This is a genomic window from Bacterioplanoides sp., assembly GCF_965219715.1.
Lineage (GTDB): Bacteria > Pseudomonadota > Gammaproteobacteria > Pseudomonadales > Oceanobacteraceae > Bacterioplanoides.
In genome coordinates this window covers 2,519,131-2,542,614 of record NZ_OZ244785.1, presented here as the reverse complement: position 1 = coordinate 2,542,614, position 23,484 = coordinate 2,519,131, and the positions used below count along the sequence as shown (strand labels likewise).

Sequence of the window (23,484 nt, the reverse complement as noted above, 5' to 3'; positions counted from 1 at the left end):
GGCTCAATCGGCTTTATGCAGATGTACGTCCTGCTGTGGATAAGGAATGCTGATGCCTTCATGATCAAAGGTCAGTTTGATGGTTTCCAGCAGATCCCAGTGAACGGCCCAATAATCTGCGCTCTTCACCCACGGGCGCACGGCAAAATTAACACTGGAGTCCGCCAGCTCTGCCACCGCAATAACCGGTTCAGGCTCGGCCAGAATACGGCTGTCCTGTTGCAGAATTTGCTGCAGCACTTCACGCGCTTTTTTAATGTCATCGTCGTAACCAATGCCAATGGTCAGATCAATACGACGGGTGGCTTTGGCGGAGTAGTTGGTAATCACACCGCCGTAAATTCCGGAGTTGGGCACAATGATTTCGCGGTTATCACCAGTGCGGAACTGGGTGCTGAATACGCTGATTTTTTCCACCACACCGGCGACGCCGCCAGCTTCAACAAAGTCTCCGATGCGGAAAGGTTTGAATAAGATCAGCATAACGCCGGCGGCAAAGTTGGAGAGTGAATCTTTTAACGCCAGACCGACGGCTAAACCGGCAGCACCCAATAATGCCATCAGTGATGTGGTATCAATGCCCAGCTGCTCGAGTGCGATCAGAGCAACCACAAAACTGAGCAGTACCGAGGCAATGCTGGTGATAAATTCCACCAGTGCTTCATCCAGTTTGCGGCTCGACATAATGGCGGCGATCAGTTTCACCACACGTTTAACCAGCCAGCGGCCAATCACATAAATGGCCAAGGCAATAATCAGGTTTGTTGCCAGCGGTAATGCCATTTGCAACAGCGCATCGCTGTCGAGATTTTGCAGATAGTCTTTCATTACGGATTCCATCAGGTTGAGTGCTGAATGGGTATCCAGCAGAAATCAGATTGATGGCGGCATGGTAGCTGAAGAAGGGCGGGGGGAAATACGGCCAGCAGCGGCGATGTTGTAAAACCTGTTTTACAAGTTAACTGTTCTGCACGCTGCTGCTGATGCCGGGCTTCAGCCTTTTGGCGTGAACTTGCGGTGTTCGAAGACCGGCATGTCCTGACGCAGTTGTTGCGTCTGCTGTTTGTCGATGGCGGCAATTGCCAGCCCTGGCTGTTCTTCCAGTTCGGTTAAGACACTGCCCCAGGGATCGATGATCTGAGAATGGCCCCAGGTCTGGCGCCGCTGGGGTTGATCAGGGGCGTCGTGCCAACCACATTGGTTGGCGGCAATCACGTAACACTGCTGTTCGATCGCACGGGCACGCAGCAGGCTTTGCCAATGGGCTTCGCCGGTTTTGTGGGTAAACGCAGCAGGCAGGGTAAATATCTCAGCTCCCTGAGCACGCATTTGCATAAACAGTTGCGGGAAGCGCAGGTCATAACAAATCGCCAGACCCACTTTGCCTACTGGTGTATCCACCACAACCACCTGATCTCCGGGAGCAAAGTGATCGGACTCACGATAGCTGCCCTGAGCATCCGCCACATCCACATCAAACAGATGAATCTTGTTGTAGCGAGCCTGCAGCTCACCCTGGTTATCAAACACCAGGCAGGCGGAGCTGACCCGCGGATCACCATTCGGGCTAGACTGTGGATAGGCACCGGCAATCAGCCATAAATTATAGGTTTTTCCCCAGCTGGCAATGCGCTGGTACAAGGCTTCATCATCGGCAATGGCGCGGTATTGTTTTCCATCTAATGTGGCAAACATTTCCGGAATCAGCGCCAGCTGCACACCTTGTTGCTGAGCGTCGGCCAGCAGTGCTTCCACCTGAGTCAGGTTGGCATCAACATCGTCGCGGCTGTTTATTTGTATGGCGGCTACTTTGGGGAGGGAATCAGTCATCATCAAGGCCAAAAATACTGAGAATACGGTCTTTAAAACTGCGGGTTTCTTTTCCTTCGACCTCGTTATTAAACGCCTGGTCGATTTTTAAATCCGGCTCTTCCCAGCTGCCTTTGACCGTATAACTGGCACTGGTGAAGCGTTCCAGTTCGTCACCGACCAGCTTTTCCGAGACATAAATAGCGGCAGCAACCGGTGGAGCTAAGCCCGCCAGAACCGCTACCATGGGCAGGGTGCCGGTAACCGGGAAGGTGACCGCCAGCTTCATATCCATTTCGTGAGTCATCAGGTTGGTATTACCCGACATCAGGAACTTACCGCCAGGGCCATCAACTAAAAGTGGCTCGGTTAAGGTCAGCACACCGTTATCAATTCTGGCTTTGGCTTTCATCACATCAAACGCCAGACCGGATTGATACAGATCGGAGAAGTCGAGCTGTAAGCGACGGCTGATGGAATTAAAGTTTAATGCACCAAATGCTTTTAATGCGTCGGTGCCTTCGGCATTTAAGGTACCTTTTTCCAGACGCAGGCTGGTCAGGCCGTTGAGGGTTTCGAGATTAAATTTCAGCGGTGACCCCTGCCAGTTTAATTTGACCGCTGACTTCATCTTGTTGGCATCAATAATGTCTTTCTGGCGGAAGGCACGTAACACTTTGCCGATGTTTTTAGAGCGAACCTGCAGAGTATCCAGATGAGTGGTGTGTAATTCGCCTTGTTTACGCCAGTACACATCACCGTCGATATTCATGCCTTTCATATTACTTTCGTGCAGCGTGATATGCATGCCATCGGCCGCCGGGCGTGAGCTCACCTGCCAGCTGCCGAGGTTACGGCTACCGAGGTAGAACTCTTTCAGCTGCATATCCATGGCCGGGAAATCACGCGGGTCCAGAGCCTGTAGCGGATCGGGTTGCTCAGTATCGCTTTCGCTATCACTCTCGGAGCTGTCGTCATCACTGACTGGCATATGAATGTAATCCAGCTGCATGTCGATTGGCTGATCATCGGCTTTCAGCGTAATCAGGCCTTTGGTGAGGTCGCTGGTCAGATTAAAGCGCCATTCATTCCATTGCTGATTGGCGTCGATGGTGACTGGCCCCATCGGTACCCCCCAGGAGTCAACCGAAGCGATCTGCAGCTCAATTTTACGCAGAGGGTTATGGCTGGCAGGGCTTTGGTCTGTGTTGCTGGTGGTTGCTTCCGCGACCTCAGAAGCCGCATTTTCGGCGTTATCCGCAGCGTCCTGGTTGGCAATGACACTGCGCAGATGTTGCCAGGCTGCCCACCATTCGTCCGCTTTTAACTCGCTGTCGATATTGCCGCGGACTACAACGCCTTTATCACTCGGCAAAAACGGATCGGTGCCACCGAGGTATACCTGGCCACGGTCGAGACCGTCTTCATCCAATGCCAGTGCGGCTTTTAACAACCCGTCGTAGTTCATATTGATGCGGGTTTCATTACCCGGAACAATTTTCAGACTCAGCGGCCGGCGTTGTTCTGCGGTTTTACCCACCGGATTGGGCAGGTCGATGGCAGAGCCAATCATGTCGGTATTCAGATTAAATTCGACGCCGCCATGTTGCTTCGACTTCATCGACAGCGCCGCTTTGTAGTTCAGTTCGCCACTCAAAGGGTCGAGCAGGAACAACGGCAGCCATTGTTTAAACGGCTGCCATTGAGCACCACCGTCGGCCAGCAACATCATGTTGAAGCCGCCTGGGTAAGGATCGGATTCTATGCCAGCCTGAAACTCACCACCAAATACCGAACCGCTGATCTGATTGGCGGTAATGCCGTGCTGGCTGTTGAAATTCAGCGTGCCATTCAGCTGTTCCAGTTGCAGCTTCAGTTCACCCAGGTAGAGGTCGGTGTTGCTGAAGTGGGCATCCAGATTAATATCGGGTTCACTGCCTTCTTCACCCAATGGCATCTCCAGCACCATACTGACATCCAGGCCACCTTTAGCCTGCCATTGATCGAATGCCCCCTGTACCACTTGTTGCAGCGGTGTTTCGGTAAAGTAGCGCAGGCCCTGCTGTGCTTCGCCGGTTAAACGACCGGCAACATGAAGATGGGTGGTGTCGCCTTCGGGACGCAGTTTTATCCGCGCCGAGCGTGGTACAAACTGGCCGCCCAATGTCTTACCGCTATCGACCCAAACATCCAGATCCGGCGCGTTCATCATCAGGCGGGCATTTAAGTCAGTCACCGCAGGCCAGTCCTGCAGGTATTTCAGTTCGCCATCCGCCACATCCAGATATAGCTGAATGCTGTTGCTGCTTTCCGGTCGGTCTTCACCCAGACGACCGTTAAGCACAAACACGCCGTTATTAAAATTGCCGCCAAGAATGCTGTCGTTAATCCAGTTACGGATCGACTCGTCCAGCAGGTCCGGTACCAGATCCTGTTTCATTGAGCTTGGGGCTGATTTAAAGTTCACCAGAATGCTGGTATTGGCTTCGATATCGCTGTCGCTGGCCGGAATCCGCAGACCAACATTGGCACTGAGTGGTACGCCTTTCAGCTCGGCTTTGAGGTCACTGACCTGCAGACGGTACTGGTCGGGCTGAATCTGCCAGTAGAACGCGCCACTGGTTTGAGTCAGTTGCCATTGTTCGTCGTAAACGTCTTTCAGATAGATCCCAAAGGCATCATCGTTCAGCGTCAGTTTGCCTGCGTAAGGGTTCAGGCTCAGCTGACCACTGAGATTGCTGAATGCTGGAATACCGATGTAGCTGTCGCTGCTGGCTTCTTCGATATCCGTGCTGATATTCAGCTGCAGCTTGCGGGTATCGGTTGGTGGTATCAGAGAAACCCGCAGGTTGTTGGCATGGCCTGCCAGATTCAGGTTGGTAACGTATTTCAGGTATTGCTCTGGCAGCAACGCATGATCGGTGATCATGTTGGCGGTGCTGGCCAGGTTGATGCGCGGTACACCCAGTTGCCAGCCTTTGTGATCGTCCAGATTAATGGCACTGACGGTCATTTGTTGCAGCGGTAAGGCCTGTTCAAACTCAGGTACGATGCGCATATGCCAGTCGTCTTCACTGCGCTGAGCACGCATGCTGATGCTGCCGTTGGATAACACCAGTGGTTGTTGTGGGGTGTTGAGGCGTAATGAGGGAACTGAAAGGTTGGCGTAGAGGCTGCTCAGGCCGCCGTCCTGTAACGTTGCCCAGCCCTGAATGCCGGCGGTGAATTCCTGCAGCTGATAGTTTTCGGCGAGGTTATTCGGAACCCAGCGCATCCAGTCCTGATTGTCGACCGACAGATACAGTTCGCCGCTCTGATCTTTCCATGGCCACAGCTGTCCCTGTATTCGACCTTTCACCTGAATCTCAGCCAGCTCGCTCAGGCCCCAGGCTACTGTGCCTTCTAATGCGTGACTGTCGGCACGGTTGCGCCACTCCAGTTGCGATATCTCCAGCTGGTCGTCGTACTCGTCGCTTTCACTGGTGATCCGCCAGTCGCGGAAGATGATGGATTGTTGCAATTCCAGCAGGGTCAGCCATAGCGGGCGTTCGGAGCTGTCCTGGGGTTCGTCTGGTGTATCACTGGGGTCATCATTGCTGTTTTCCGGATCAAGCGGAGACAGGTCAATTTGCCAGCCTTCGGCCAGAACAAAGCGATTGTCCGGCAGCTCTTTAATATGGCCACGAACGTCTGAGATTTCGATACGTTTAAAAACAGGTAGCTGATAAAAGGCGCTGGCTGACACGTCCAGTTCGGCTTCGACCTGGCCAATACGTAAGCCACTTTGCTGTTCGCCGAGAATGATATTCTGCAGTCGCACGACTGGCGCCAGAATGTGCCAGTCACCCTGCAGATCGCCGATGTGTACCGGTTGTCCCAGTGCGGCTGAAATCTGCTGCTCGATATCCGGGCGCAGTGTTTCAACCAGAGGAATCAGCTGGCGACCCAGGCTGGCGTAGAGCGCCAGGGACACGGCGGCAACAACCAGCGTGATCCATATTTGAGTCCAGAGTTGAGAAAGCCAGCGCACAAAATTGCCTTTGAATAATCAGTGACAACGATTATTGCAGAACAATATCGTATTGATCCTGAGTATACAGGCTTTCCACCTGCAATTTGATCGCTTTGCCAATAAAGGCCTCGAGGTCTGCCAGACCGTCGGAGTCTTCATCCAGCAGGCGATCAACCACTTGCTGACTGGCCAGAACCAGATAGGTACCGGCTTCATAAGCACGTTCTTCACGCAGAATTTCACGGAAGATTTCATAACAAATGGTTTCAGCGGTTTTGACCGAGCCGCGGCCATCACAGGCAGAGCAGGGTTCCATCAGCATATGTTCCAGGCTTTCGCGGGTACGCTTACGCGTCATTTCCACCAGGCCAAGTTCAGAAACCCCACTGATTTTGGTTTTGGCGTGATCTTTTTCCAGTACCTTTTCCAGCATCCGCAGTACCTGGCGCTGGTGCTCGGTGTCGACCATGTCGATAAAGTCGAGGATGATAATGCCACCGAGATTACGTAACCGTACCTGGCGGCCAATGGCGGTGGCTGCTTCCAGATTGGTTTTAAAGATGGTTTCTTCGAGATTACGACGACCAACAAAACCACCGGTATTAACGTCGATGGTGGTCATCGCTTCGGTCTGATCGATGACCAGGTAGCCGCCGGACTTCAGCGTCACTTTGCGCTCGAGGGCACGCTGAATTTCATCTTCAACACTGTACAGTTCAAAGATAGGGCGCGGGCCTGGGTAGTACTCCAGCTTCTCTTCAATCTCCGGCATATATTGCTCGGTGAAGGTGGCCATTTTCTGCGAGGTTTCGCGTGAGTCGATCAGAATTTTGTCGATTTCCGGACGAACGAAGTCGCGTAACGAACGTTGTGAAAGCGGCAGCTCATCATAAATCTGAGCCGGTGGATTAAATTCTTTAATACGCTCTTCCAGCTTGCGCCACAAACGGCGCAGGTAACGAGTGTCGGCCAGAATCTCGTCTTCACCAACGCCGTCAGCTGCGGTACGCAGGATAAAACCGGCTTCGCCGGTCAGGCCTTCTTCTTCCATGCATTTGTTGACCAGCACCTTCAGACGATCACGTTCTTCATCATCTTCGATTCGCTGGGAAACCCCCACATGGTCAGCTCCCGGCATATACACCAGGTAACGCGAAGGGATGGCCAATTGTGTCGTCAGGCGGGCGCCCTTGGTACCAATCGGATCTTTGGTAACCTGCACCACCAATGACTGGCCCTGATGAACCAACTGATTGATGGGCGTATTGCTGTCGCCATTACCGATTTCAGCCGCGTGGATAAATGCCGCACGCTCCAGGCCAATATCAACAAACGCCGCCTGCATGCCGGGCAATACCCGCACGACCTTGCCTTTGTAAATATTGCCAACGATGCCACGATGGTTGGCACGTTCGATAACGATTTCCTGCAATACACCATTTTCGACCACAGCCACCCGGGTTTCGGTTGGTGTGACGTTCATCAGAATTTCTGCGTTCATGGATTAACCCTGCTGATCTCCGGACCAGACCTCAATATTAAAATCTTTTAACAGGGCGGCGGTTTCCGTTAACGGTAACCCCACCACATTGCTGTAACTGCCGCTGATCTTATCGACCAGAATCGCACCTTTGCCCTGAATGCCATATGAACCAGCTTTATCCATGGGTTCTCCGGTGGCGATATAGGCGTCGATTTCAGCGTCGCTGAGCGGACGAAAACAGACATCGGTTGCCACGCTGATGATGCGCTGTTGGTGTTGGCTGACCACCGCCACTGCGGTAAATACCTGATGTGAGTTGCCGGATAAACGCTGCAACATTCGTTTGGCATCGGCGGTGTTTTTTGGCTTGGTCAGAATTTCATCGTTGATAATGACGCTGGTATCAGAGCCGAGAACCACAGCGTTTTGGGTGTTGTTGTCATGACTACTGGCATTGATCGCAGCCAGCGAAGTGGCGGCTTTTTCCTGCGCCAGACGTTCGACATACGCTTTGGCGCCTTCGCCGGGTTGGGGTGTTTCATCAATATCAACCGGTGCCAGCTCAAACTGAACACCAATCTGGGTTAATAATTCACGTCGGCGAGGGGAGGCCGATGCCAGATAAAACATATCCTTTCCTTATTGCTGGCGGGTTTTGCGCATGGCGATAGATACCAGAGCATAGACCCATGGCCACATCAATGCTGAGGTAAATGCCGGCGTCCAGATATCGATTGGCCGCGACTCATCAGTCAGCGCAGACAGCGCCCAGAAACTCAGAACCTGCTGCAAGGTCACCAACAGAAAGACCACTGCCATCTGCTGGGCAAAATTGAAAATCGAAATCCGCTTATACAGGCGTTGCAACAAATAGATATGCACTGTGAGGGTCAGTACGTGCAGTCCGAGGAAGGAGCCTTTCTCGGCGTCGAGCATCAGCCCCAGCGGAATCGCCAGCCACAGGCCAAACAGATTAGGCGCACGCAGCACCAGAATGGTCACTGCCAGTACCAGCCAGGCCGGTTGGAGCCAGGATAAGATATCCGGCATCGGCATGTGCTCGAGAACAAATGCAAAAAATAAGGTTGTGGCAATCACCAGCAGTTGTCGAATATTCATAACAGGCTCTTATTTCTTATTCCACAAAGCTTCCGGTGGCACCTGGCCCGACCCTTGTTGGAAAACCAGCAGCAGGTGACGACTGCGATCCAGATGGGCGCTGGGTTGGGCAGTGACCGTAGCAAACGATTTACCTGAGATGTTTTCGACCGAGGTGACGGTGGCCACCGGATACCCCTTCGGATAACGGCCACCAAGGCCGGAGCTGACCAGCAGATCACCGACTTCAATGTCTGCGGTGTTGGGGACATAAATCAGTTCCAGTACATCGAGACTGCCGGTGCCGGCGGCGATTGCACGTACGCCATTACGATTCACCTGAACCGGGATCGCGTGGTTCGGGTCGGCAATCATCAATACCCGGCTGCTGCGCGGTAACACATCAATGACCTGGCCTAACAAGCCAAAGGCATCCAGTACTGGCTGGCCAATAAATACGCCGTCTTCAACACCTTTATCAATCAGGATTTGCTGGGAAAAAGGATCGGGGTCGACGGCGGTTAAGGATGTAACCAGTACGCGGTCATCAACTTGTTCCGAAGCCGACAACAACTCACGCAGTTCGATATTTTCTGCTTCCAGCGACGCCAGTCGCTGTGCCTTGGTTTCCAGAATCAGATTTCGGGCGGTGAGTTTTTTGTTTTGATTGAGTAATTCCTGATGGGTAGCGGCTGATTCACCAAACCAGTTCGCCATGGTGGCCGGAATCGCTGCCACTTTTTGTGCTGGCAGAATCAGATAACCATTGACCTGGCGTACCGGCTGGAGCCAGGGCGCGTGGCTGTCGAGCCAGATCAGCGCCATGGCAAGCACAACAATCAAGGCAACCTTTTGCCCTTGTTGTTGGGGAATCTGAAACTGAGATTTGATAATAATTTCCTTACCGTCAGCGATGACCAGAACGACGAATGAAGCTGACGCTGCTAAATGTAAAGACCTTACTATACCGACTCACTGATAGGCTGTTAACTGTCATTATGCGAAGTGTTTACGCCTTTGAGCAATTCCTGATAGCCCGCACGGAAATCGGGGTATTTAAAGCGGTAACCACTGTCGAGCAAGCGACGATTATTGCAACGTTTACTGCCGGCAAAACGACCCATGCTGAGGTCGGTTAATTCCACATCCAATTGCTGCGCCAGCCACTGAGTTACGTCATGCAAACTGACGGGTAAACAATCGCTGGCGAGATACAGGGCATCGAGGCTTTTGCCTGCCAGTTTTGCCTGAATTAAATGCGCCAGAACGCCAGCACAATCGTCACGGTGAATGCGGTTGCTGTAGCTCAGCGGTTCTTGCGGTGCGCCTTTGCCGCTGCGGACATTTTCCAGTAAGCGATTGCGGCCCGGGCCATAAATCCCGGAAAAACGAACGACAGACGAGGGAGTGCTGTGATTCGTCAGCAATTGTTCGGCTTCGAGCATTAGCGCGCCACTGAAACGTTTGGGTTCTGTGCTGGAGGTCTCATCGACCCAGCTGTGATCGGCCTGATGATAAACGCCAGTGCTGGAAGTGAAGAATATGTGTTGTGGCGCCTGTGGCCAGTGTGCGATGGCGGCCAGCGTATTGTTTAAGCCATCAATGTAGGCGCTGCGGTAACCGGCTTCGTCGTGTTGTGTGGCGGCGGCGCTGTAGATCACAAAATCCGCAGGCTGTTGTTTGATGATTTCGATAAATGTATTGGCGTCGGTAAAGTCGGCGCTGATGCGGGTAAAAGATTCAGGTAACTGATCACCATTGCGGCGCACGCCAATGATTTCGATGTCCTGATTGCAATCGTTCAGCAGCTGCTTGCCACATTCGCTGCCGACGTCACCACAACCAATAATTAATACCTTAATCGTCATTATATTTCCCTCAATGTGGTGTTGAACCTGAACGCCAGATACAAAAAAGCGGAGCATAAAAGCTCCGCCTTTTTAAGCAATCGACTGTACGTTTATTTACGCCAGCGATCAGAAACTGACATTGAGGATTAATCCATCGCTGCCATTTCCAGCTGTTGTTCGCTGGCCGTTTCGAGGAATTTACCGCCACCACGAGCCACACAGGTCAGTGGATCTTCTGCGACCAATACCGGTAAGCCGGTTTCTTCGCTCAGCAGTTTGTCCAGATCACGTAACAGGGCACCACCACCGGTTAATACCATGCCACGCTCGGCAACGTCGGAAGCCAGTTCTGGCGGAGATTGCTCCAGTGCCCCTTTAACCGCCTGAACGATGGCAGCCAGCGACTCTTGCAGCGCTTCGAGAATTTCATTGGAGTTCAGGGTGAAGCTGCGTGGAATACCTTCTGCCAAGTTACGGCCGCGTACGTCAATTTCGCGCACTTCGCCGCCTGGGTAAGCGGTACCGATTTCCTGTTTGATACGCTCAGCCGTCGCTTCACCAATCAGGCTGCCGTAGTTGCGGCGGATGTAAGCTACGATAGCTTCGTCGAAACGGTCACCACCGACTTTAACGGATTCTGCGTAAACCACGCCGCTCAGAGAGATAATGGCGATTTCTGTGGTACCACCACCGATATCAACAACCATCGAGCCGCGTGCTTCATCTACCGGCAGGCCAGCACCGATGGCTGCAGCCATTGGTTCGTAAATCAGGTAAGCGCGGGAAGCACCGGCACCCATTACCGAATCAATAATGGCACGACGTTCTACTTTGGTCGCTTGATAAGGAACACACACAACAACGCGTGGGCTTGGTGGCAGGAAGCTGCTTTCGTGAACTTTTTTGATGAAGTATTGCAGCATTTTTTCAGTGACTTCGAAGTCTGCAATGACGCCGTCTTTCATTGGGCGAATGGCCTGAATGTTACCCGGCGTACGGCCCAGCATGCGTTTTGCTTCAGCACCAACGGCTGCAACGCTCTTGGCGTGGCCTTGCATGCGAATCGCTACTACTGATGGCTCATTCAGTACGATTCCCTGATCACGCATGTAAATCAGCGTGTTGGCGGTCCCCAGGTCGATCGACAGATCGCTGGAAAACATGCTTCTTAACTTCTTAAACATCCAAAATTTCCCTGCACTAATCCCCAACTCGGGGCGGGTAAAAAAATTGAAGTAACTCTAGCAACGGTGGGGATTTAGAGCAAGGGCGCAGAGTTATTTAGAGCAAGAGGGATTTGTGCTAGGCTTCTCCGCTTTCTTTTATGTAGCTCTGTTGTTGTTTTTTTGAGCAAGACTCCTTAACCGGGCTGCAAATTTTCATCATCTAATTTACTGGAGTACCCGTATGGCTCTGGATCAGGATCAGATACGTGATATCGCTGCGTTATCGCGTTTGCAAATCGATGATACGCAAGTCAGCGAATATCAGAAAAACCTGAGCAATATTCTCGATTTGGTAGACCAGTTAGCTGCCGTCGATACCTCTGCCGTTGAACCAATGGCTCACCCTCTGGATGCAGTACAGCGTCTGCGTGCGGACGTTGTGACTGAAACCAACGAACGTGAGCGTTTCCAGAAAGTGGCACCACAAGTGGCTGAAGGCCATTACATCGTGCCAAAAGTGGTTGAATGATCAGCAAAGGAATATTGAGATATGCATAACAAAACGATTGCTGAGATTTCCCGCGAGTTAGCGGCTGGTGAATATTCCAGTGTTGAAATCACTCAGGATTTATTAGGCCGTATTAAAGATAAAGACGGCGACTACAACAGCTTTATTACCGTCACTGAAGAACAGGCACTGGCTCAGGCAAAAGCCGCCGACGAACGTCGCGCTGCGGGTAACGCCGAAGCCTGGACCGGTGTACCGATGGCTCATAAAGATATTTTCTGTACCGAAGGTGTGTTAACCACCTGTGCATCGAAAATGCTGAGCAACTTTGAAGCGCCATACGATTCCACTGTTGCCGACAACTTTAATAAAGCCGGTGCAGTGTGTTTGGGTAAAACCAACATGGATGAATTCGCTATGGGTTCATCCAACGAAAGCTCGTATTACGGTGCGGTGAAAAACCCGTGGGATACCGATCGTGTTCCAGGTGGTTCTTCCGGTGGCTCGGCGGCGGCGGTTGCTGCACGTCTGGTTCCAGGTGCTACGGCAACCGATACCGGTGGTTCGATTCGTCAGCCTGCGGCCCTATGTGGTATTACCGGTCTGAAACCAACTTACGGTCGTGTTTCCCGTTACGGCATGATCGCGTTTGCTTCCAGTCTGGATCAGGCCGGTACCATGACCCGTACTGCTGAAGACTCGGCGATGATGATGAACGTAATGGCGAGCTTTGATAACAAAGACTCGACCTGTGTTGATCATGAAATTCCGGATTACACCGCGACGCTGAATAATTCGTTGGAAGGTATGACGGTTGGTCTGCCAACTGAATATTTCCGCGATGATTTATCGCCGGAAATGCAGCAGCAAGTAATGAACGCCATTAAAGAATACGAAAACCAGGGTGTGAAGGTGAAAGAGATTTCTTTGCCAAATACCCACCTGGCGGTTCCAGCGTATTACATCGTTGCTCCGGCAGAATGTTCGGCCAACCTGTCTCGTATGGACGGTGTTCGTTTTGGTTACCGTTGTGAAGATCCAAAAGATATTAACGATCTGTACGTTCGCTCCCGTGGCGAAGGTTTTGGTGACGAAGTTAAACGCCGCATCATGGTCGGTACTTATGCGCTGTCTGCGGGTTTCTACGATGCTTACTACAAAAAAGCACAACAGGTTCGTCGTTTAATTAAAAACGACTTTGTTGAAGCCTTTAAAGACGTCGACATGATCATGAGCCCGGTAACACCAACACCAGCATTTAAAGCCGGTGAAAAAGGTGATGATCCGGTGGCTATGTACCTGGAAGATATTTTCACCATCGCACTGAACCTGGCGGGTCTGCCGGGTATGTCTGTGCCATGTGGTGAAGTGGCTGTTGAAGGTGGAAAGAGCTTACCGGTTGGCCTGCAGTTAATTGGTAATTATTTCGACGAAGCACGTCTGTTAAATGCTGGCCATAAATTCCAGCAAGCAACCGACTGGCATTTAAAAACACCGGCTGGCATTTAAGGGGGCTGCATCATGGAATGGGAAGTTGTAATCGGCCTTGAGATTCACGCTCAGCTGTCGACTAAATCCAAAATTTTCTCGGGCTCCAGTACCGCTTACGGTGCTGAAGCCAACACCCAGGCTAACGCTGTTGATCTGGGTTTACCGGGTGTTTTACCGGTATTTAACGAAGAAGCACTGCGTATGGCGGTGAAATTCGGTTTAGCGATTGATGCGGAAATTGGTAAAAAATCCGTGTTTGATCGTAAAAACTATTTCTACCCGGATTCGCCAAAAGGTTATCAGACCACTCAGCTGCATCACCCAATCGTAGGCATGGGTCATATCGATATTGAGCTGGATGACGGCGAGACGCGCCGCATTAATGTAACCCGTGCCCACCTGGAAGAAGATGCCGGTAAATCGGTACACGAAGGTTTCGACGGATTTTCTGGTATCGATTTAAACCGTGCCGGTACACCGTTAATCGAAATTGTTTCTGAGCCGGAATTACGTTCCGCCAAAGAAGCCGCTGCGTATTTCCGTAAGATGCACAGCATCGTGACCTACTTAGGCGTGTGTGACGGTGATCTGTCCCAGGGCTCTATGCGTTGTGACTGTAACGTTTCTCTGCGTCCGAAAGGCCAGGAAGAATTCGGTACCCGTACTGAAATTAAAAACGTGAACTCTTTCCGTAACGTTGAGCGTGCGATTGAAGTAGAAATCGAACGTCAGATGGATGTACTGGAAGACGGCGGTGTGATCGTTCAGGAAACGCGCCTGTACGATGCGGATAAAAACGAAACCCGTTCTATGCGCTCGAAAGAAGTGGCGAACGACTACCGTTATTTCCCGTGCCCGGATCTATTGCCAGTTATTATCGACGATAACTACATCGAAGCCGTTCGCGAAACACTGCCGGAGTTACCGGATGCCAAGCGTGCGCGTTTTGTTAAAGATCATGGCTTAAGCGCAACTGACGCAGCTGTGATTGCGTCTAACCGCGACTTAGCTCACTACTTCGAAGACGCGGCGAAAATTGCTAACGATTACAAACTGGCGGCCAACTGGGTGCAGGCAGATGTATCAGCTGCTCTGAACCGTCTGGAAATCGATGTCACTGAATTAGCAGTTAATGCCGAACAGTTAGGTCGTATTCTGGTGCTGATTAAAGACAACACCCTGAATAACGGTGGCGCGAAAGAAGTCTTTAATGCACTGCTGGAAGGCAAAGGTGATGATGTTGATGGTTTAGTGGATTCATTAGGTCTGAAACAGGTATCTGATACTGGCGCTATCGAAGCGATCGTTGAGCAGGTATTAGCGGATAACGCTAAGCTGGTGGAAACCTACCTGGCCACACCGGAAGAAAAACGTGGCAAAGCGATGGGGCCATTTATTGGTGCCACTCGTAAAGCAGCGAAAGGTGTTAACCCGCAGGTTGTAATGGAAGTTCTGAAGAAGAAGCTTTCTGAGCTGGGTTGATTATTAAGGGGCTTCGGCCCCTTTTTTGATTTTTTTGAAATGGACTTTACTGCATGACTTCCCGTCATTTAGCTTGGTTTTTTCCTGCTGTTTTTCTATTGCCCCACGCTGTACTTTTTGCTGGGTTCTTCGAGGACTATCAAGAAAACTTCTTTGGTGTGTCAAGCCTTAAAGATGCGCTAGAGGTTACGTACTACATTGTCACTGTCTATGCCGCATTTTATGCGGTGATGTCATATCAAGAGTGGAAAGAATCTCATCAAAGCTTATGGGACAAAGAGTTTTTACAGTCAATATCAGAAGAGATTAAAAGTCTTGGTGATATATCCTTAAAATTATTATTTTCAGTACATGATTTAGAAATCTACGTTACAAACTGTAAGTCGTCGACTATAAGTGGTGAAGAATTTCAGGACATGCCTGAGTTAGACCTGGATAAATTCAGTTGTTTGGCATCTATTGATTTAGTTGGACAGAGTAAGTTCAACTCCGTATCTATCCATTTTCGAAAAAAACTACAGGCTGTTGAAGAAACAGCGATGAAGGCAAATAGGGAATTGAATGATGCTTATAAATTTTTGAAGGATAATGACCTTCACAATACTGAAAATTTGGAACTGGTTGCTACAAAGCTTCAGTGTGCTTTTGATTCTGCTGCCGCATTCAACTCGGCATTAGTTGCTATTCGTGACTATGACGTAATTTATAAGAGATAGATATCGAGTCGTTATGGGACTGTTTCCAGAAGAAAACCTGAACTCACACTTTTTCTCACGCCACGATGCCAACGAGTTATTAGGCAGTGCCTCACTGCATGGTTTCTATCTGGATGAACAAGACTGGCCGAGTGCTGAGCACTACTTCCAGGCGATGCAGTTTGATAACCCAGCTTTCCAGGAAAAAATCCGCAACGCTAAAACTGCAGAAGATGCGATTAAAATGACCAGGTGGCGTTTCTGGCAGCGCCGTAAAGACTGGAAACAACGCCGTCAGGTGTTAATGACCCGCGCCATGTACACCAAGTGCAAGGCTCACCCGGAAGTCGCTGCCGCTTTGCTAAACAGTGGTGATCAAACCCTGGTGGAAAACAACAGTTACGATTACTTCTGGGGCTGTGGTCGCGACCGCCGTGGAGAAAACCAGTTCGGAAAGATCCTGATGAATATTCGCGAGAAGTTACGTCAGGAAGCCAGCGAGTAATCGTCGCAATCGGCGCCAATACACATCTAAACCTTTCCCATCATTTACTCACCAACCCTGACCCAATCTGAAAACCAGATCCGTATTCTGATATCTGTTTAAAACGTAAAACAGGTAACCACAATGGATATCAAAGGTCTGGTGAATATGTTCCTCAGCTCCGCAACGGATTTAGCCCAGCAGGGCAAACAGGGCGCTGAGAATGCTCTGAATATCCCGGCGGAAGGTCAGGCACGCAGCGATACGTTATCGACACTGGGCAAAGGTGCTTTGGGTGGCGGTGCATTAGGTTTGCTGCTGGGCTCCAAGAGTGGCCGTAAGCTGGGGAAAACTGCGTTGCAGGTGGGTGGTACCGCGGCGTTGGCTGCGGTGGCTTATAAGACCTATCAGAAGTGGCAAAGCAGCAAAACAGAACCTGCAGCTGACACATCACAGCCTCAGGCGGCAATCAAACATCAATCACAACCTGCACTTGCGTCGACGACACATTCCGATCTTCAGGATCGGGAAAGTTTATTACTGTTATCAGCCATGATTGCCGCTGCCAAGGCAGACGGCCATATCGATGATGCAGAGCAAAACCGGATTCAGTCAGCGGTACAGTCTATGGGTGCAACAATCGAGGTTAATCAGTTTGTCGAACAGGAGCTGAGTAAACCGCTCGATCCGGCAGAAGTGGCAGCTCAGGTAAGTACACCGGAAGAAGCGGCAGAGGTGTACCTCGCTTCGGCAATTATGATTGATGAGCAGAACTTTATGGAGAAGGCATATCTGCAGGAATTAGCCAAACAGCTTGGTTTAGCCCGGGAGCTGGTTGAAGAGCTGGAAGCACAGATACGCAATCATTGAACGATGGTACGTAAAGATTGCGTCAAGCCTTGGTCGGTTGGTATTATGCCGCCTCTCAATTAAACCGACCATTTAAGGTAATACATTATGAAAGGGATTTTAGTGGGTATCTCGCTGTGTGCGTTAGCCCTTCCTGCTGTTTCAGAAACCCAATTCGCCAGTGGCTTATACCTGGAAAGTGTAACGATTGAAGATGAGCCGGCAACGGCTTCCCGCATCGGTACCAGCTTAATTTCTCTGGGACTGTCAGGTGAAGCAGCCTGGTCCTTAGATGGTGCGTCTCAGATTGCTCTGGGTGGTGGTTTTGGTTTGACCGGCGGTGATGACGAAGATTCGGATGAAGTGCGTGTGCGCAATACAACAACCGGAAAAGTCGAAACCAAAAAAGAAAGTGTTTCTGGCTTATCGCTGTTTGCCGATATTAATTACCGTTATGCTTTCCATGAATCCGTTCGTGCTGTTGCTGGTGCCGGTGTGGTGAAGTATTCACTGGATCGTACTGTTGCCAACTGTTCAGACTGTCCGAACGAAGATATAGAACTGGATGTCGGTACTTACCTTAAGTTTGGTGCAATCTTTGGCAAAAATAAGGGAGCAGAAGTTCAGTTCCGTTATTTCCTGGCGGATGATTTTGCTTCTGCAATCCACGCAACCTGGCGCTGGTAAGCAATTACTGAACTGTATAAAAACGGGTGCATACAGGCACCCGTTTTTATTTATCAGCTATAAAGGGTTTTCGCCGCTTGCTGATGTTTTGCCATCAGTGCTTCGATATCACCTTCTAACCACTCTTTATTTTTCACTTTCCATTCGCCATTAATCATTACCGCATCGGCTTGTGATGCGCCGCATAAAACCAGCGCGGCTAATGGGTCATGAGCACCGCTGAATCTTGGTTCATCCAGTTTAAATAAAGCGAAATCTGCTTTTTTGCCAACCGCCAGTTCGCCGATATTTTGCCTGCGTAATACAGATGCTGAACCCTTGGTTGCCAGCGTGAGCGCATCAAAGTGGGTAAATTCATCGGCTTCATAACGCAGGCGCTGAATTAGTAAGGCCTGACGCATTTCCTGCATTAAATTGCTGTGATCATTGGATGCGCTGCCATCAACGCCTAAGCCGACCGGAGCGCCAGCCTGAACTAATTCTCGCACACGGCAAATACCAGACGCTAAAACCATATTGGAAGACGGGCAATGACAAATGCCGGTGCCTGCTTTGCCCAATCGCTGAATCTCTTCATCGTTAAAATGAATCCCATGTGCCAGCCAGGTGCGATTATTCAGCCAACCGACGGACTCAAGATAATCCAGTGGGCGTAAGCCGAACATCTTCAGACAGAAATCATTTTCGTCTTCGGTTTCGGCTAAATGAGTGTGCAAACCAACGTTGTATTTTTCAGCCAATACTGCGCTGGCTTTCATAATGTCCTGAGTGACCGAAAACGGTGAACAGGGCGCCAGAGCAATTTCGACTAGAGAATTTTCATCTTGCTGATGCCAGTGTTTTATCAGACTCTCACTGTCATCGAGGATTTGTTGTTCGGTTTGAACCACGGTTTCCGGTGGTAAGCCTCCATCCTTCTGGCTCAGTGTCATTGAGCCGCGGGTAAACGTGGCACGCATACCTAATTTCAGGGCGACTTCTGCTTGCTGATCAATGGCCTGCTCCATTCCGTGTGGAAACAGATAATGGTGATCTGCTGCCGTAGTACAGCCGGACAACATCAGTTCCACCATTGCTAACTCAGTTGCCGTGGCGTGTGCTTCCGGTGTGAGCTTTGCCCAGATCGGATACAGAGTTTGAAGCCAGGGAAATAGCTTTTTATTTAATGCGGGTGGACAGGCGCGAGTCAGCGTCTGGTAAAAATGATGATGGGTATTAATTAAACCCGGCAGTAATACATGCTCTCTGGCATCAAATATCTGATGAATTTCAGATATCGGTTGCTGACCTTCGGCGACCATTTCAATAATCTGATCACCACAAATTACAACACCGTTCGTAGCATCACTGTTATTGGCGGTAAAACAAGCCAGTGGCTGTTTTATCCACAGGTTTCGACCTGTAGTGCTTGATTCAGCTGCGCTCGTCGACATAACAATTCCTCTTGAAAAAGAGTGGGAAGTGACGAGATCTGGTGATGTTCTGACAGAAACAGAAGAGATACATAGCGCAGATAGTCACTCCCGGGATTAAGGGATCAGAAGCCTGAAAAAATGGCTTCTGAGTTAGGGCAGTGACTTGCGTGTTAATCTGCTGAAGAGAATGCTAACAAGAGATCGGGAAATAAAAAAGCCGCAATTGGTTAACAATTGCGGCTTTTATTTTTAGCGTTTTTAAAGCGAGATAGCTGGCAGTTACACCAGGCTGTTTACTGCTTCAACAACGGCATCAGTAGTAATGCCAAACTCTTTAAACAGTTCGCCAGCTGGTGCAGATTCACCGAAAGTTTCCATTCCAATGATCTTGCCTTGCAGGCCAACAAACTTGTACCAGAAGTCTTTGTGCAGTGCTTCAACCGCTACGCGAGCAGTCACAGCAGCTGGCAGTACAGATTCGATATAAGCGGCGTCTTGTTTGCAGAACACTTCAGCAGATGGCATAGAAACAACACGAACTTGCTTACCAGACAGCTGCTCAGCCGCTTCCATCGCCAGTTTCACTTCAGAACCGGTGGCGATAATGATGGCATCCGGAGTGCCTTCGCAATCACGCAGGATGTAGCCACCTTTCGCGATGTTGTTTACCTGCTCAGCAGTACGTTGCTGATGTTGCAGACCCTGACGAGAGAAGATCAGCGCACTTGGGCCGTCGGCACGTTCAACGGCAGACTTCCAGCACGTTGCCGATTCAACGGTGTCACATGGACGCCAGGTTTCCAGGTTCGGGGTGTTACGCAGGTTAGCCACTTGCTCAACTGGTTGGTGAGTCGGGCCGTCTTCACCCAGACCGATAGAATCGTGGGTGTAAACAAAGATGGAGCGTTGCTTCATCAGTGCTGCCATACGTACGGCGTTACGAGCGTATTCCATAAACATCAGGAAGGTTGCACCGTAAGGAACAAAACCTTTGTGCAGCGCAATACCGTTCATCATGGCGCTCATGCCAAATTCACGTACACCGTAGAACAGGTAGTTACCGGAAGCATCGGTTTCGCTTACGCCTTGTGCGTCTTTCCACAGAGTCAGGTTAGAGCCAGCCAGGTCAGCAGAACCGCCCAGGAATTCCGGCAGTAATGGACCGAATGCGTTCAGGGTGTTCTGAGAGGCTTTACGGGAAGCCACTTCTTCACCTTTCGCCTGACATTCTTCAATGTAAGCCTGCGCTTTTGCAGAGAAGTCAGCAGGTAAGTCACCGGCCATACGACGCTTATATTCCGCCGCCAGTTCCGGGTAAGCCGCTTGGTAAGCTGCGAACTTGTCGTTCCAGCTTTGCTCAGCTGCGGCGCCTTTTTCTTTGGCGCTCCAGCCCTGGTAAACGTTTTCAGGGATTTCGAAGGAACCGTGGTTCCAGCCTAAACGCTCACGGGTTAATGCAATTTCATCGTCACCCAGCGGTGCGCCGTGACAGTCTTCTTTGCCTTCTTTGTTCGGCGAACCAAAACCAATGATGGTTTTGCAGCAGATCAGGGTTGGTTGCTCGGTGTTCGCACGGGCAGTTTCGATCGCTTGTTTGATCTCTTCTGGGTCATGACCGTTAACACGTGGGATAACCTGCCAGCCGTAAGATTCGAAACGCTTAACCGTGTCGTCAGTGAACCAGCCTTCAACTTCACCATCAATGGAGATGCCGTTGTCGTCGTAGAACGCAACCAGTTTGCCTAAGCCCAGAGTACCTGCCAAAGAACACGCTTCGTGGGAGATACCTTCCATCATGCAGCCATCACCCAGGAATACGTAGGTGTGGTGGTCAACGATGTCGTGGCCGTCGCGGTTGAACTGAGCCGCCAGAACTTTTTCAGCGGTCGCCATACCAACGCCGTTAGCGATGCCCTGACCCAGAGGGCCGGTAGTGGTTTCGATACCTGGCGCGTAACCGTATTCAGGGTGACCCGGAGTTTTCGAGTGCAGCTGACGGAAGTTTTTGATGTCGTCGATGCTCAGATCGTAACCGGCTAAATGAAGCAGGGAGTAGATCAGCATAGAGCCGTGACCGTTCGACAGAATAAAGCGGTCGCGGTCAGCCCAATCCGGGTTTTCCGGGTTGTGCTTCAGGTAGTCGTTCCATAACACTTCGGCGATGTCGGCCATGCCCATTGGGGCACCAGGGTGGCCTGATTTAGCTTTCTGAACGGCGTCCATGCTCAATGCACGGATGGCATTGGCCAGTTCGGAACGAGAGGTCATGTACGACTCCTAAAGTGATGGTAAACAATGCATTGTAGTCTGGCTGAATGGGCGGTTTTTGCCCGTGATTCATATCACTGATATCAGTCAGTTCCCGAGCAAAATCTGATCAGTCTTTTGTCTCAGGTCGAAAAGGGCGCCATTGTCGCTCAGATTGGCATTTGCAGCAAACCGGATTTGGTTTATTTCCGGGCTAATTGGAGCGGAAGTCAGGCAGGTAATGTCTATACTGGCCTTATGACCGCAATGGACAAGGATTGGCAATGACCTCAAGACACCTGATGGCACTGGCTGCGTTACTGATAATGTTTGCAACTCACTGGTTATTGCCCGACTTCGGCTGGCTGCCGCTGGTAAGCGCAGTGATCGCGGTAGCGCTGTTATGGCAGGGCGCTAACGGCAATCAGGAACCACCTGGCTTGGTCAGTCATGATGTTGAACCCGAAATCAGTGCCTCTGACAACCGGGTACAGATTACTCAGGTTGATGAGCTGGTCGCCAAGGTGCAGAACAACGCACAAAACGTTAATGCATGCTCCGCGCAGCGTCTCGATTATGCTCAGCAGATGGTGCGGTTAACCGAAGAGTTGTCTGCGGATGCTGGCCAGATTGCCGAACAAACCCGCGCCTGTCATGCCGTGATGGATGAACTGGCGGCCAGTATTCGCGATAACGATCCCAAAATTAAGCGCTTGTGTATGCAGTTGAATAATGCGGTTGACTGGTCTGGTCAGCAACAGGTTCGGCTTCAGAGCTTTGATCAGCAATTCCAGGAAATTCATGAAATGGCGCAAACCATTCGTGGCATTTCTGAGCAAACCAATCTGTTGGCGTTAAATGCTGCGATTGAAGCAGCCCGTGCCGGAGAGGCTGGCCGTGGTTTTGCGGTGGTGGCCGATGAGGTGAAAAATCTTGCGGCACATGCAGGCCAGCAGGCCGAGAAAATCAATGAGCTGTTAAACGGCTTAACCGATACCGAGCAGGAGTTTCTGAAAAGCTCGCGGGAATTTCGTGAGCAAATGGAGCAAACACTGGCGGATATGAATGAAAGTGAAGCCGCCAGTGAAAATATGTCAGTGAATGCCGAAGCGGCATTGCACCAGGTTGAAGGCATGCTGGCTAATATGATTCGCCAGACCGAAGCGCAAACACTGAATGCACAGGAGATTGCCAAAGATCTCGGTAAGCTCGAGGAAGATGCGCTGGCTTCTCAGCATGGCTCTGCTGAAAACATGCAATTGTCGGCCGATATCCGCCAGCAGCTGGCTGAATTGAGTAGCTGATCAGCATCAACGAATGCTCACGGTTGTCTCTGATGTGTGTTTGTAATACTGTATACCATCACTAAGAATGTTTTAACGGTAAGAGTGCGCTGGTCACTTAGCATTTAAACTTAGCTTCGTTTTGGAGAAAGGTATGGTTCGGCAGTCGACAATCGGGTTCTTGTTACTCCTCATGATGGCAGCCCCTGCCGCAGCGAAGGACAAGCTGCATCTTTTTACCGATCATTACCCGCCATACACCATGACCCTGACAGGTCAGCCATTCGCTCATAATGCAGAAGAAATCAGCGGTATATGTACCGATATGGTTAAAGCTGCGATGACGAAAGTTCCCTATGACATTCAAATGCGAGTGCGTAACTGGCAGTACGGAATTAACCGCGTTAAACGTAAATCAGGCCACGGCATTTTTTGCACTGCTCGAACGGAAGAACGCGATGCCTGGTTCTCATGGGTTGGTCCGCTGACCAGCATGGGCTGGTCACTGTTCGCCCATCCTGATTCTGATATCAAGCTGAAAACGCTTGAAGATGCTAAGAAGTACAAAATAGGCGGGTATAAGTCTGACGTGATGACCGAGTACCTTGTTGAACGTGGCTACAATGTTTCGGTCATCAATGACGGTTTGCAGAATCCGTTACGTCTGCAAAGAGGGCTGATCGATTTGTGGGTTTCCGACGAGCTTCATGCGCCTTATGTTGCCTCAGACACGGTGGATATGATTCCCCGCAAAGTGCTGACTTTTAATAGCTCGCCATTGTATCTGGCATTTAATAAAGAAACGGATGAAGCTGTTGTTGATGCCTTTAATGAAGCGGTTGCTGAGCTGATTAAAGATGGCGCCTTCAGTGATATTGAACGCTCTTACGGACGTTGATCAGCTACTGCCAGTTAAAATGGCGTG

20 protein-coding genes are annotated in these 23,484 nt (G+C 50.6%); 9 read left to right on the top strand and 11 right to left on the bottom strand.

The window, feature by feature from the left end; all coding sequences use genetic code 11:
• Positions 1–3 precede the first annotated feature (3 nt).
• The 9 genes from ACOQOZ_RS12010 to ACOQOZ_RS11970 form a co-directional block, all read right to left on the bottom strand.
• Positions 4–828, bottom strand: coding sequence for a mechanosensitive ion channel family protein (locus tag ACOQOZ_RS12010; protein WP_420588407.1), 825 nt, complete (start codon positions 826–828; stop codon positions 4–6).
• A gap of 165 nt (positions 829–993) precedes the next feature.
• Positions 994–1,833 carry a carbon-nitrogen hydrolase family protein gene (locus ACOQOZ_RS12005; RefSeq protein WP_420588406.1) on the bottom strand — a complete coding sequence of 280 codons (840 nt, stop codon included), beginning with the start codon at positions 1,831–1,833 and terminating at the stop codon, positions 994–996.
• A complete protein-coding gene (locus ACOQOZ_RS12000) occupies positions 1,823–5,839 on the bottom strand; it encodes a YhdP family protein (RefSeq protein ID WP_420588405.1) in 4,017 nt (1,338 codons plus the stop codon). The genes ACOQOZ_RS12005 and ACOQOZ_RS12000 overlap by 11 nt, the downstream gene beginning before the upstream one ends.
• A 31-nt stretch (positions 5,840–5,870) precedes the next feature.
• Positions 5,871–7,322, bottom strand: coding sequence for a ribonuclease G (gene rng, locus ACOQOZ_RS11995; RefSeq protein WP_420588404.1), 1,452 nt, complete (start codon positions 7,320–7,322; stop codon positions 5,871–5,873).
• Positions 7,323–7,325: 3 nt separating this feature from the next.
• A complete protein-coding gene (locus ACOQOZ_RS11990; protein ID WP_420588403.1) occupies positions 7,326–7,934 on the bottom strand; it encodes a Maf family protein in 609 nt (202 codons plus the stop codon).
• Between the two features lie 9 nt (positions 7,935–7,943).
• The gene (gene mreD, locus ACOQOZ_RS11985; protein ID WP_420588402.1) at positions 7,944–8,423 is read right to left on the bottom strand and encodes a rod shape-determining protein MreD; all 480 of its coding nucleotides are present in this window, start codon (positions 8,421–8,423) and stop codon (positions 7,944–7,946) included.
• Positions 8,424–8,432: 9 nt separating this feature from the next.
• On the bottom strand, positions 8,433–9,245 hold the full coding sequence (gene mreC, locus ACOQOZ_RS11980; RefSeq protein WP_420588401.1) for a rod shape-determining protein MreC: 813 nt from the start codon (positions 9,243–9,245) through the stop codon (positions 8,433–8,435).
• Positions 9,246–9,388: 143 nt separating this feature from the next.
• Entirely contained in the window at positions 9,389–10,270 is an 882-nt protein-coding gene (locus tag ACOQOZ_RS11975; protein WP_420588400.1) for an SDR family oxidoreductase, read from the bottom strand.
• A 128-nt stretch (positions 10,271–10,398) separates the two neighbouring features.
• A complete protein-coding gene (locus tag ACOQOZ_RS11970; RefSeq protein ID WP_068659810.1) occupies positions 10,399–11,436 on the bottom strand; it encodes a rod shape-determining protein in 1,038 nt (345 codons plus the stop codon).
• 223 nt (positions 11,437–11,659) lie between these two features.
• Between ACOQOZ_RS11970 and gatC the strand changes: the two genes are divergently transcribed.
• The 7 genes from gatC to ACOQOZ_RS11935 all read left to right on the top strand — a co-directional run bounded on the left by gatC (position 11,660) and on the right by ACOQOZ_RS11935 (position 17,614).
• Positions 11,660–11,947: an Asp-tRNA(Asn)/Glu-tRNA(Gln) amidotransferase subunit GatC gene (gene gatC / locus ACOQOZ_RS11965; RefSeq protein ID WP_068659808.1), complete on the top strand. Its 288-nt coding sequence runs from the start codon at positions 11,660–11,662 to the stop codon at positions 11,945–11,947.
• A 21-nt stretch (positions 11,948–11,968) separates the two neighbouring features.
• Positions 11,969–13,435, top strand: coding sequence for an Asp-tRNA(Asn)/Glu-tRNA(Gln) amidotransferase subunit GatA (gene gatA, locus ACOQOZ_RS11960; RefSeq protein ID WP_420588399.1), 1,467 nt, complete (start codon positions 11,969–11,971; stop codon positions 13,433–13,435).
• Between the two features lie 12 nt (positions 13,436–13,447).
• The gene (gene gatB, locus ACOQOZ_RS11955) at positions 13,448–14,899 is read left to right on the top strand and encodes an Asp-tRNA(Asn)/Glu-tRNA(Gln) amidotransferase subunit GatB (RefSeq protein ID WP_420588398.1); all 1,452 of its coding nucleotides are present in this window, start codon (positions 13,448–13,450) and stop codon (positions 14,897–14,899) included.
• A gap of 53 nt (positions 14,900–14,952) precedes the next feature.
• Positions 14,953–15,615: a hypothetical protein gene (locus tag ACOQOZ_RS11950; RefSeq protein ID WP_420588397.1), complete on the top strand. Its 663-nt coding sequence runs from the start codon at positions 14,953–14,955 to the stop codon at positions 15,613–15,615.
• A 13-nt stretch (positions 15,616–15,628) separates the two neighbouring features.
• Entirely contained in the window at positions 15,629–16,099 is a 471-nt protein-coding gene (locus ACOQOZ_RS11945; RefSeq protein WP_420588396.1) for an NADAR family protein, read from the top strand.
• A 123-nt stretch (positions 16,100–16,222) separates the two neighbouring features.
• On the top strand, positions 16,223–16,948 hold the full coding sequence (locus ACOQOZ_RS11940; protein WP_420588395.1) for a tellurite resistance TerB family protein: 726 nt from the start codon (positions 16,223–16,225) through the stop codon (positions 16,946–16,948).
• 87 nt (positions 16,949–17,035) lie between these two features.
• A complete protein-coding gene (locus ACOQOZ_RS11935; protein WP_420588394.1) occupies positions 17,036–17,614 on the top strand; it encodes a hypothetical protein in 579 nt (192 codons plus the stop codon).
• 53 nt (positions 17,615–17,667) lie between these two features.
• Here ACOQOZ_RS11935 and ACOQOZ_RS11930 read toward each other — a convergent pair whose 3' ends face one another.
• Together ACOQOZ_RS11930 and tkt are read right to left on the bottom strand one after the other, a co-directional pair.
• The gene (locus ACOQOZ_RS11930; protein WP_420588393.1) at positions 17,668–19,047 is read right to left on the bottom strand and encodes an 8-oxoguanine deaminase; all 1,380 of its coding nucleotides are present in this window, start codon (positions 19,045–19,047) and stop codon (positions 17,668–17,670) included.
• A gap of 261 nt (positions 19,048–19,308) precedes the next feature.
• Complete coding sequence (gene tkt / locus ACOQOZ_RS11925) at positions 19,309–21,297, bottom strand: transketolase (RefSeq protein WP_420588392.1); 1,989 nt, start codon at positions 21,295–21,297, stop codon at positions 19,309–19,311.
• A gap of 263 nt (positions 21,298–21,560) precedes the next feature.
• On the opposite strand from tkt, the gene ACOQOZ_RS11920 reads away from it, so the two are divergent.
• Together ACOQOZ_RS11920 and ACOQOZ_RS11915 are read left to right on the top strand one after the other, a co-directional pair.
• Complete coding sequence (locus ACOQOZ_RS11920) at positions 21,561–22,580, top strand: methyl-accepting chemotaxis protein (protein WP_420588391.1); 1,020 nt, start codon at positions 21,561–21,563, stop codon at positions 22,578–22,580.
• Positions 22,581–22,752: 172 nt separating this feature from the next.
• On the top strand, positions 22,753–23,457 hold the full coding sequence (locus tag ACOQOZ_RS11915; RefSeq protein ID WP_420588390.1) for a substrate-binding periplasmic protein: 705 nt from the start codon (positions 22,753–22,755) through the stop codon (positions 23,455–23,457).
• Positions 23,458–23,484: the final 27 nt, after the last annotated feature.

Coding starts and splice junctions, on each gene's coding strand:
- ACOQOZ_RS11945 (WP_420588396.1), top strand. CDS start 15,629: ATGGGACTGTTTCCAGAAGAAAACCTGAACTCACACTTTTTCTCACGC.
- gatA (WP_420588399.1), top strand. CDS start 11,969: ATGCATAACAAAACGATTGCTGAGATTTCCCGCGAGTTAGCGGCTGGT.
- ACOQOZ_RS12010 (WP_420588407.1), bottom strand. CDS start 828: ATGAAAGACTATCTGCAAAATCTCGACAGCGATGCGCTGTTGCAAATG.
- ACOQOZ_RS11930 (WP_420588393.1), bottom strand. CDS start 19,047: ATGTCGACGAGCGCAGCTGAATCAAGCACTACAGGTCGAAACCTGTGG.
- gatB (WP_420588398.1), top strand. CDS start 13,448: ATGGAATGGGAAGTTGTAATCGGCCTTGAGATTCACGCTCAGCTGTCG.
- ACOQOZ_RS11975 (WP_420588400.1), bottom strand. CDS start 10,270: ATGACGATTAAGGTATTAATTATTGGTTGTGGTGACGTCGGCAGCGAA.
- ACOQOZ_RS11950 (WP_420588397.1), top strand. CDS start 14,953: ATGACTTCCCGTCATTTAGCTTGGTTTTTTCCTGCTGTTTTTCTATTG.
- rng (WP_420588404.1), bottom strand. CDS start 7,322: ATGAACGCAGAAATTCTGATGAACGTCACACCAACCGAAACCCGGGTG.
- ACOQOZ_RS11990 (WP_420588403.1), bottom strand. CDS start 7,934: ATGTTTTATCTGGCATCGGCCTCCCCTCGCCGACGTGAATTATTAACC.
- gatC (WP_068659808.1), top strand. CDS start 11,660: ATGGCTCTGGATCAGGATCAGATACGTGATATCGCTGCGTTATCGCGT.
- ACOQOZ_RS12005 (WP_420588406.1), bottom strand. CDS start 1,833: ATGATGACTGATTCCCTCCCCAAAGTAGCCGCCATACAAATAAACAGC.
- ACOQOZ_RS11970 (WP_068659810.1), bottom strand. CDS start 11,436: ATGTTTAAGAAGTTAAGAAGCATGTTTTCCAGCGATCTGTCGATCGAC.
- ACOQOZ_RS11920 (WP_420588391.1), top strand. CDS start 21,561: ATGACCTCAAGACACCTGATGGCACTGGCTGCGTTACTGATAATGTTT.
- ACOQOZ_RS11940 (WP_420588395.1), top strand. CDS start 16,223: ATGGATATCAAAGGTCTGGTGAATATGTTCCTCAGCTCCGCAACGGAT.
- mreD (WP_420588402.1), bottom strand. CDS start 8,423: ATGAATATTCGACAACTGCTGGTGATTGCCACAACCTTATTTTTTGCA.
- ACOQOZ_RS11915 (WP_420588390.1), top strand. CDS start 22,753: ATGATGGCAGCCCCTGCCGCAGCGAAGGACAAGCTGCATCTTTTTACC.
- tkt (WP_420588392.1), bottom strand. CDS start 21,297: ATGACCTCTCGTTCCGAACTGGCCAATGCCATCCGTGCATTGAGCATG.
- ACOQOZ_RS11935 (WP_420588394.1), top strand. CDS start 17,036: ATGAAAGGGATTTTAGTGGGTATCTCGCTGTGTGCGTTAGCCCTTCCT.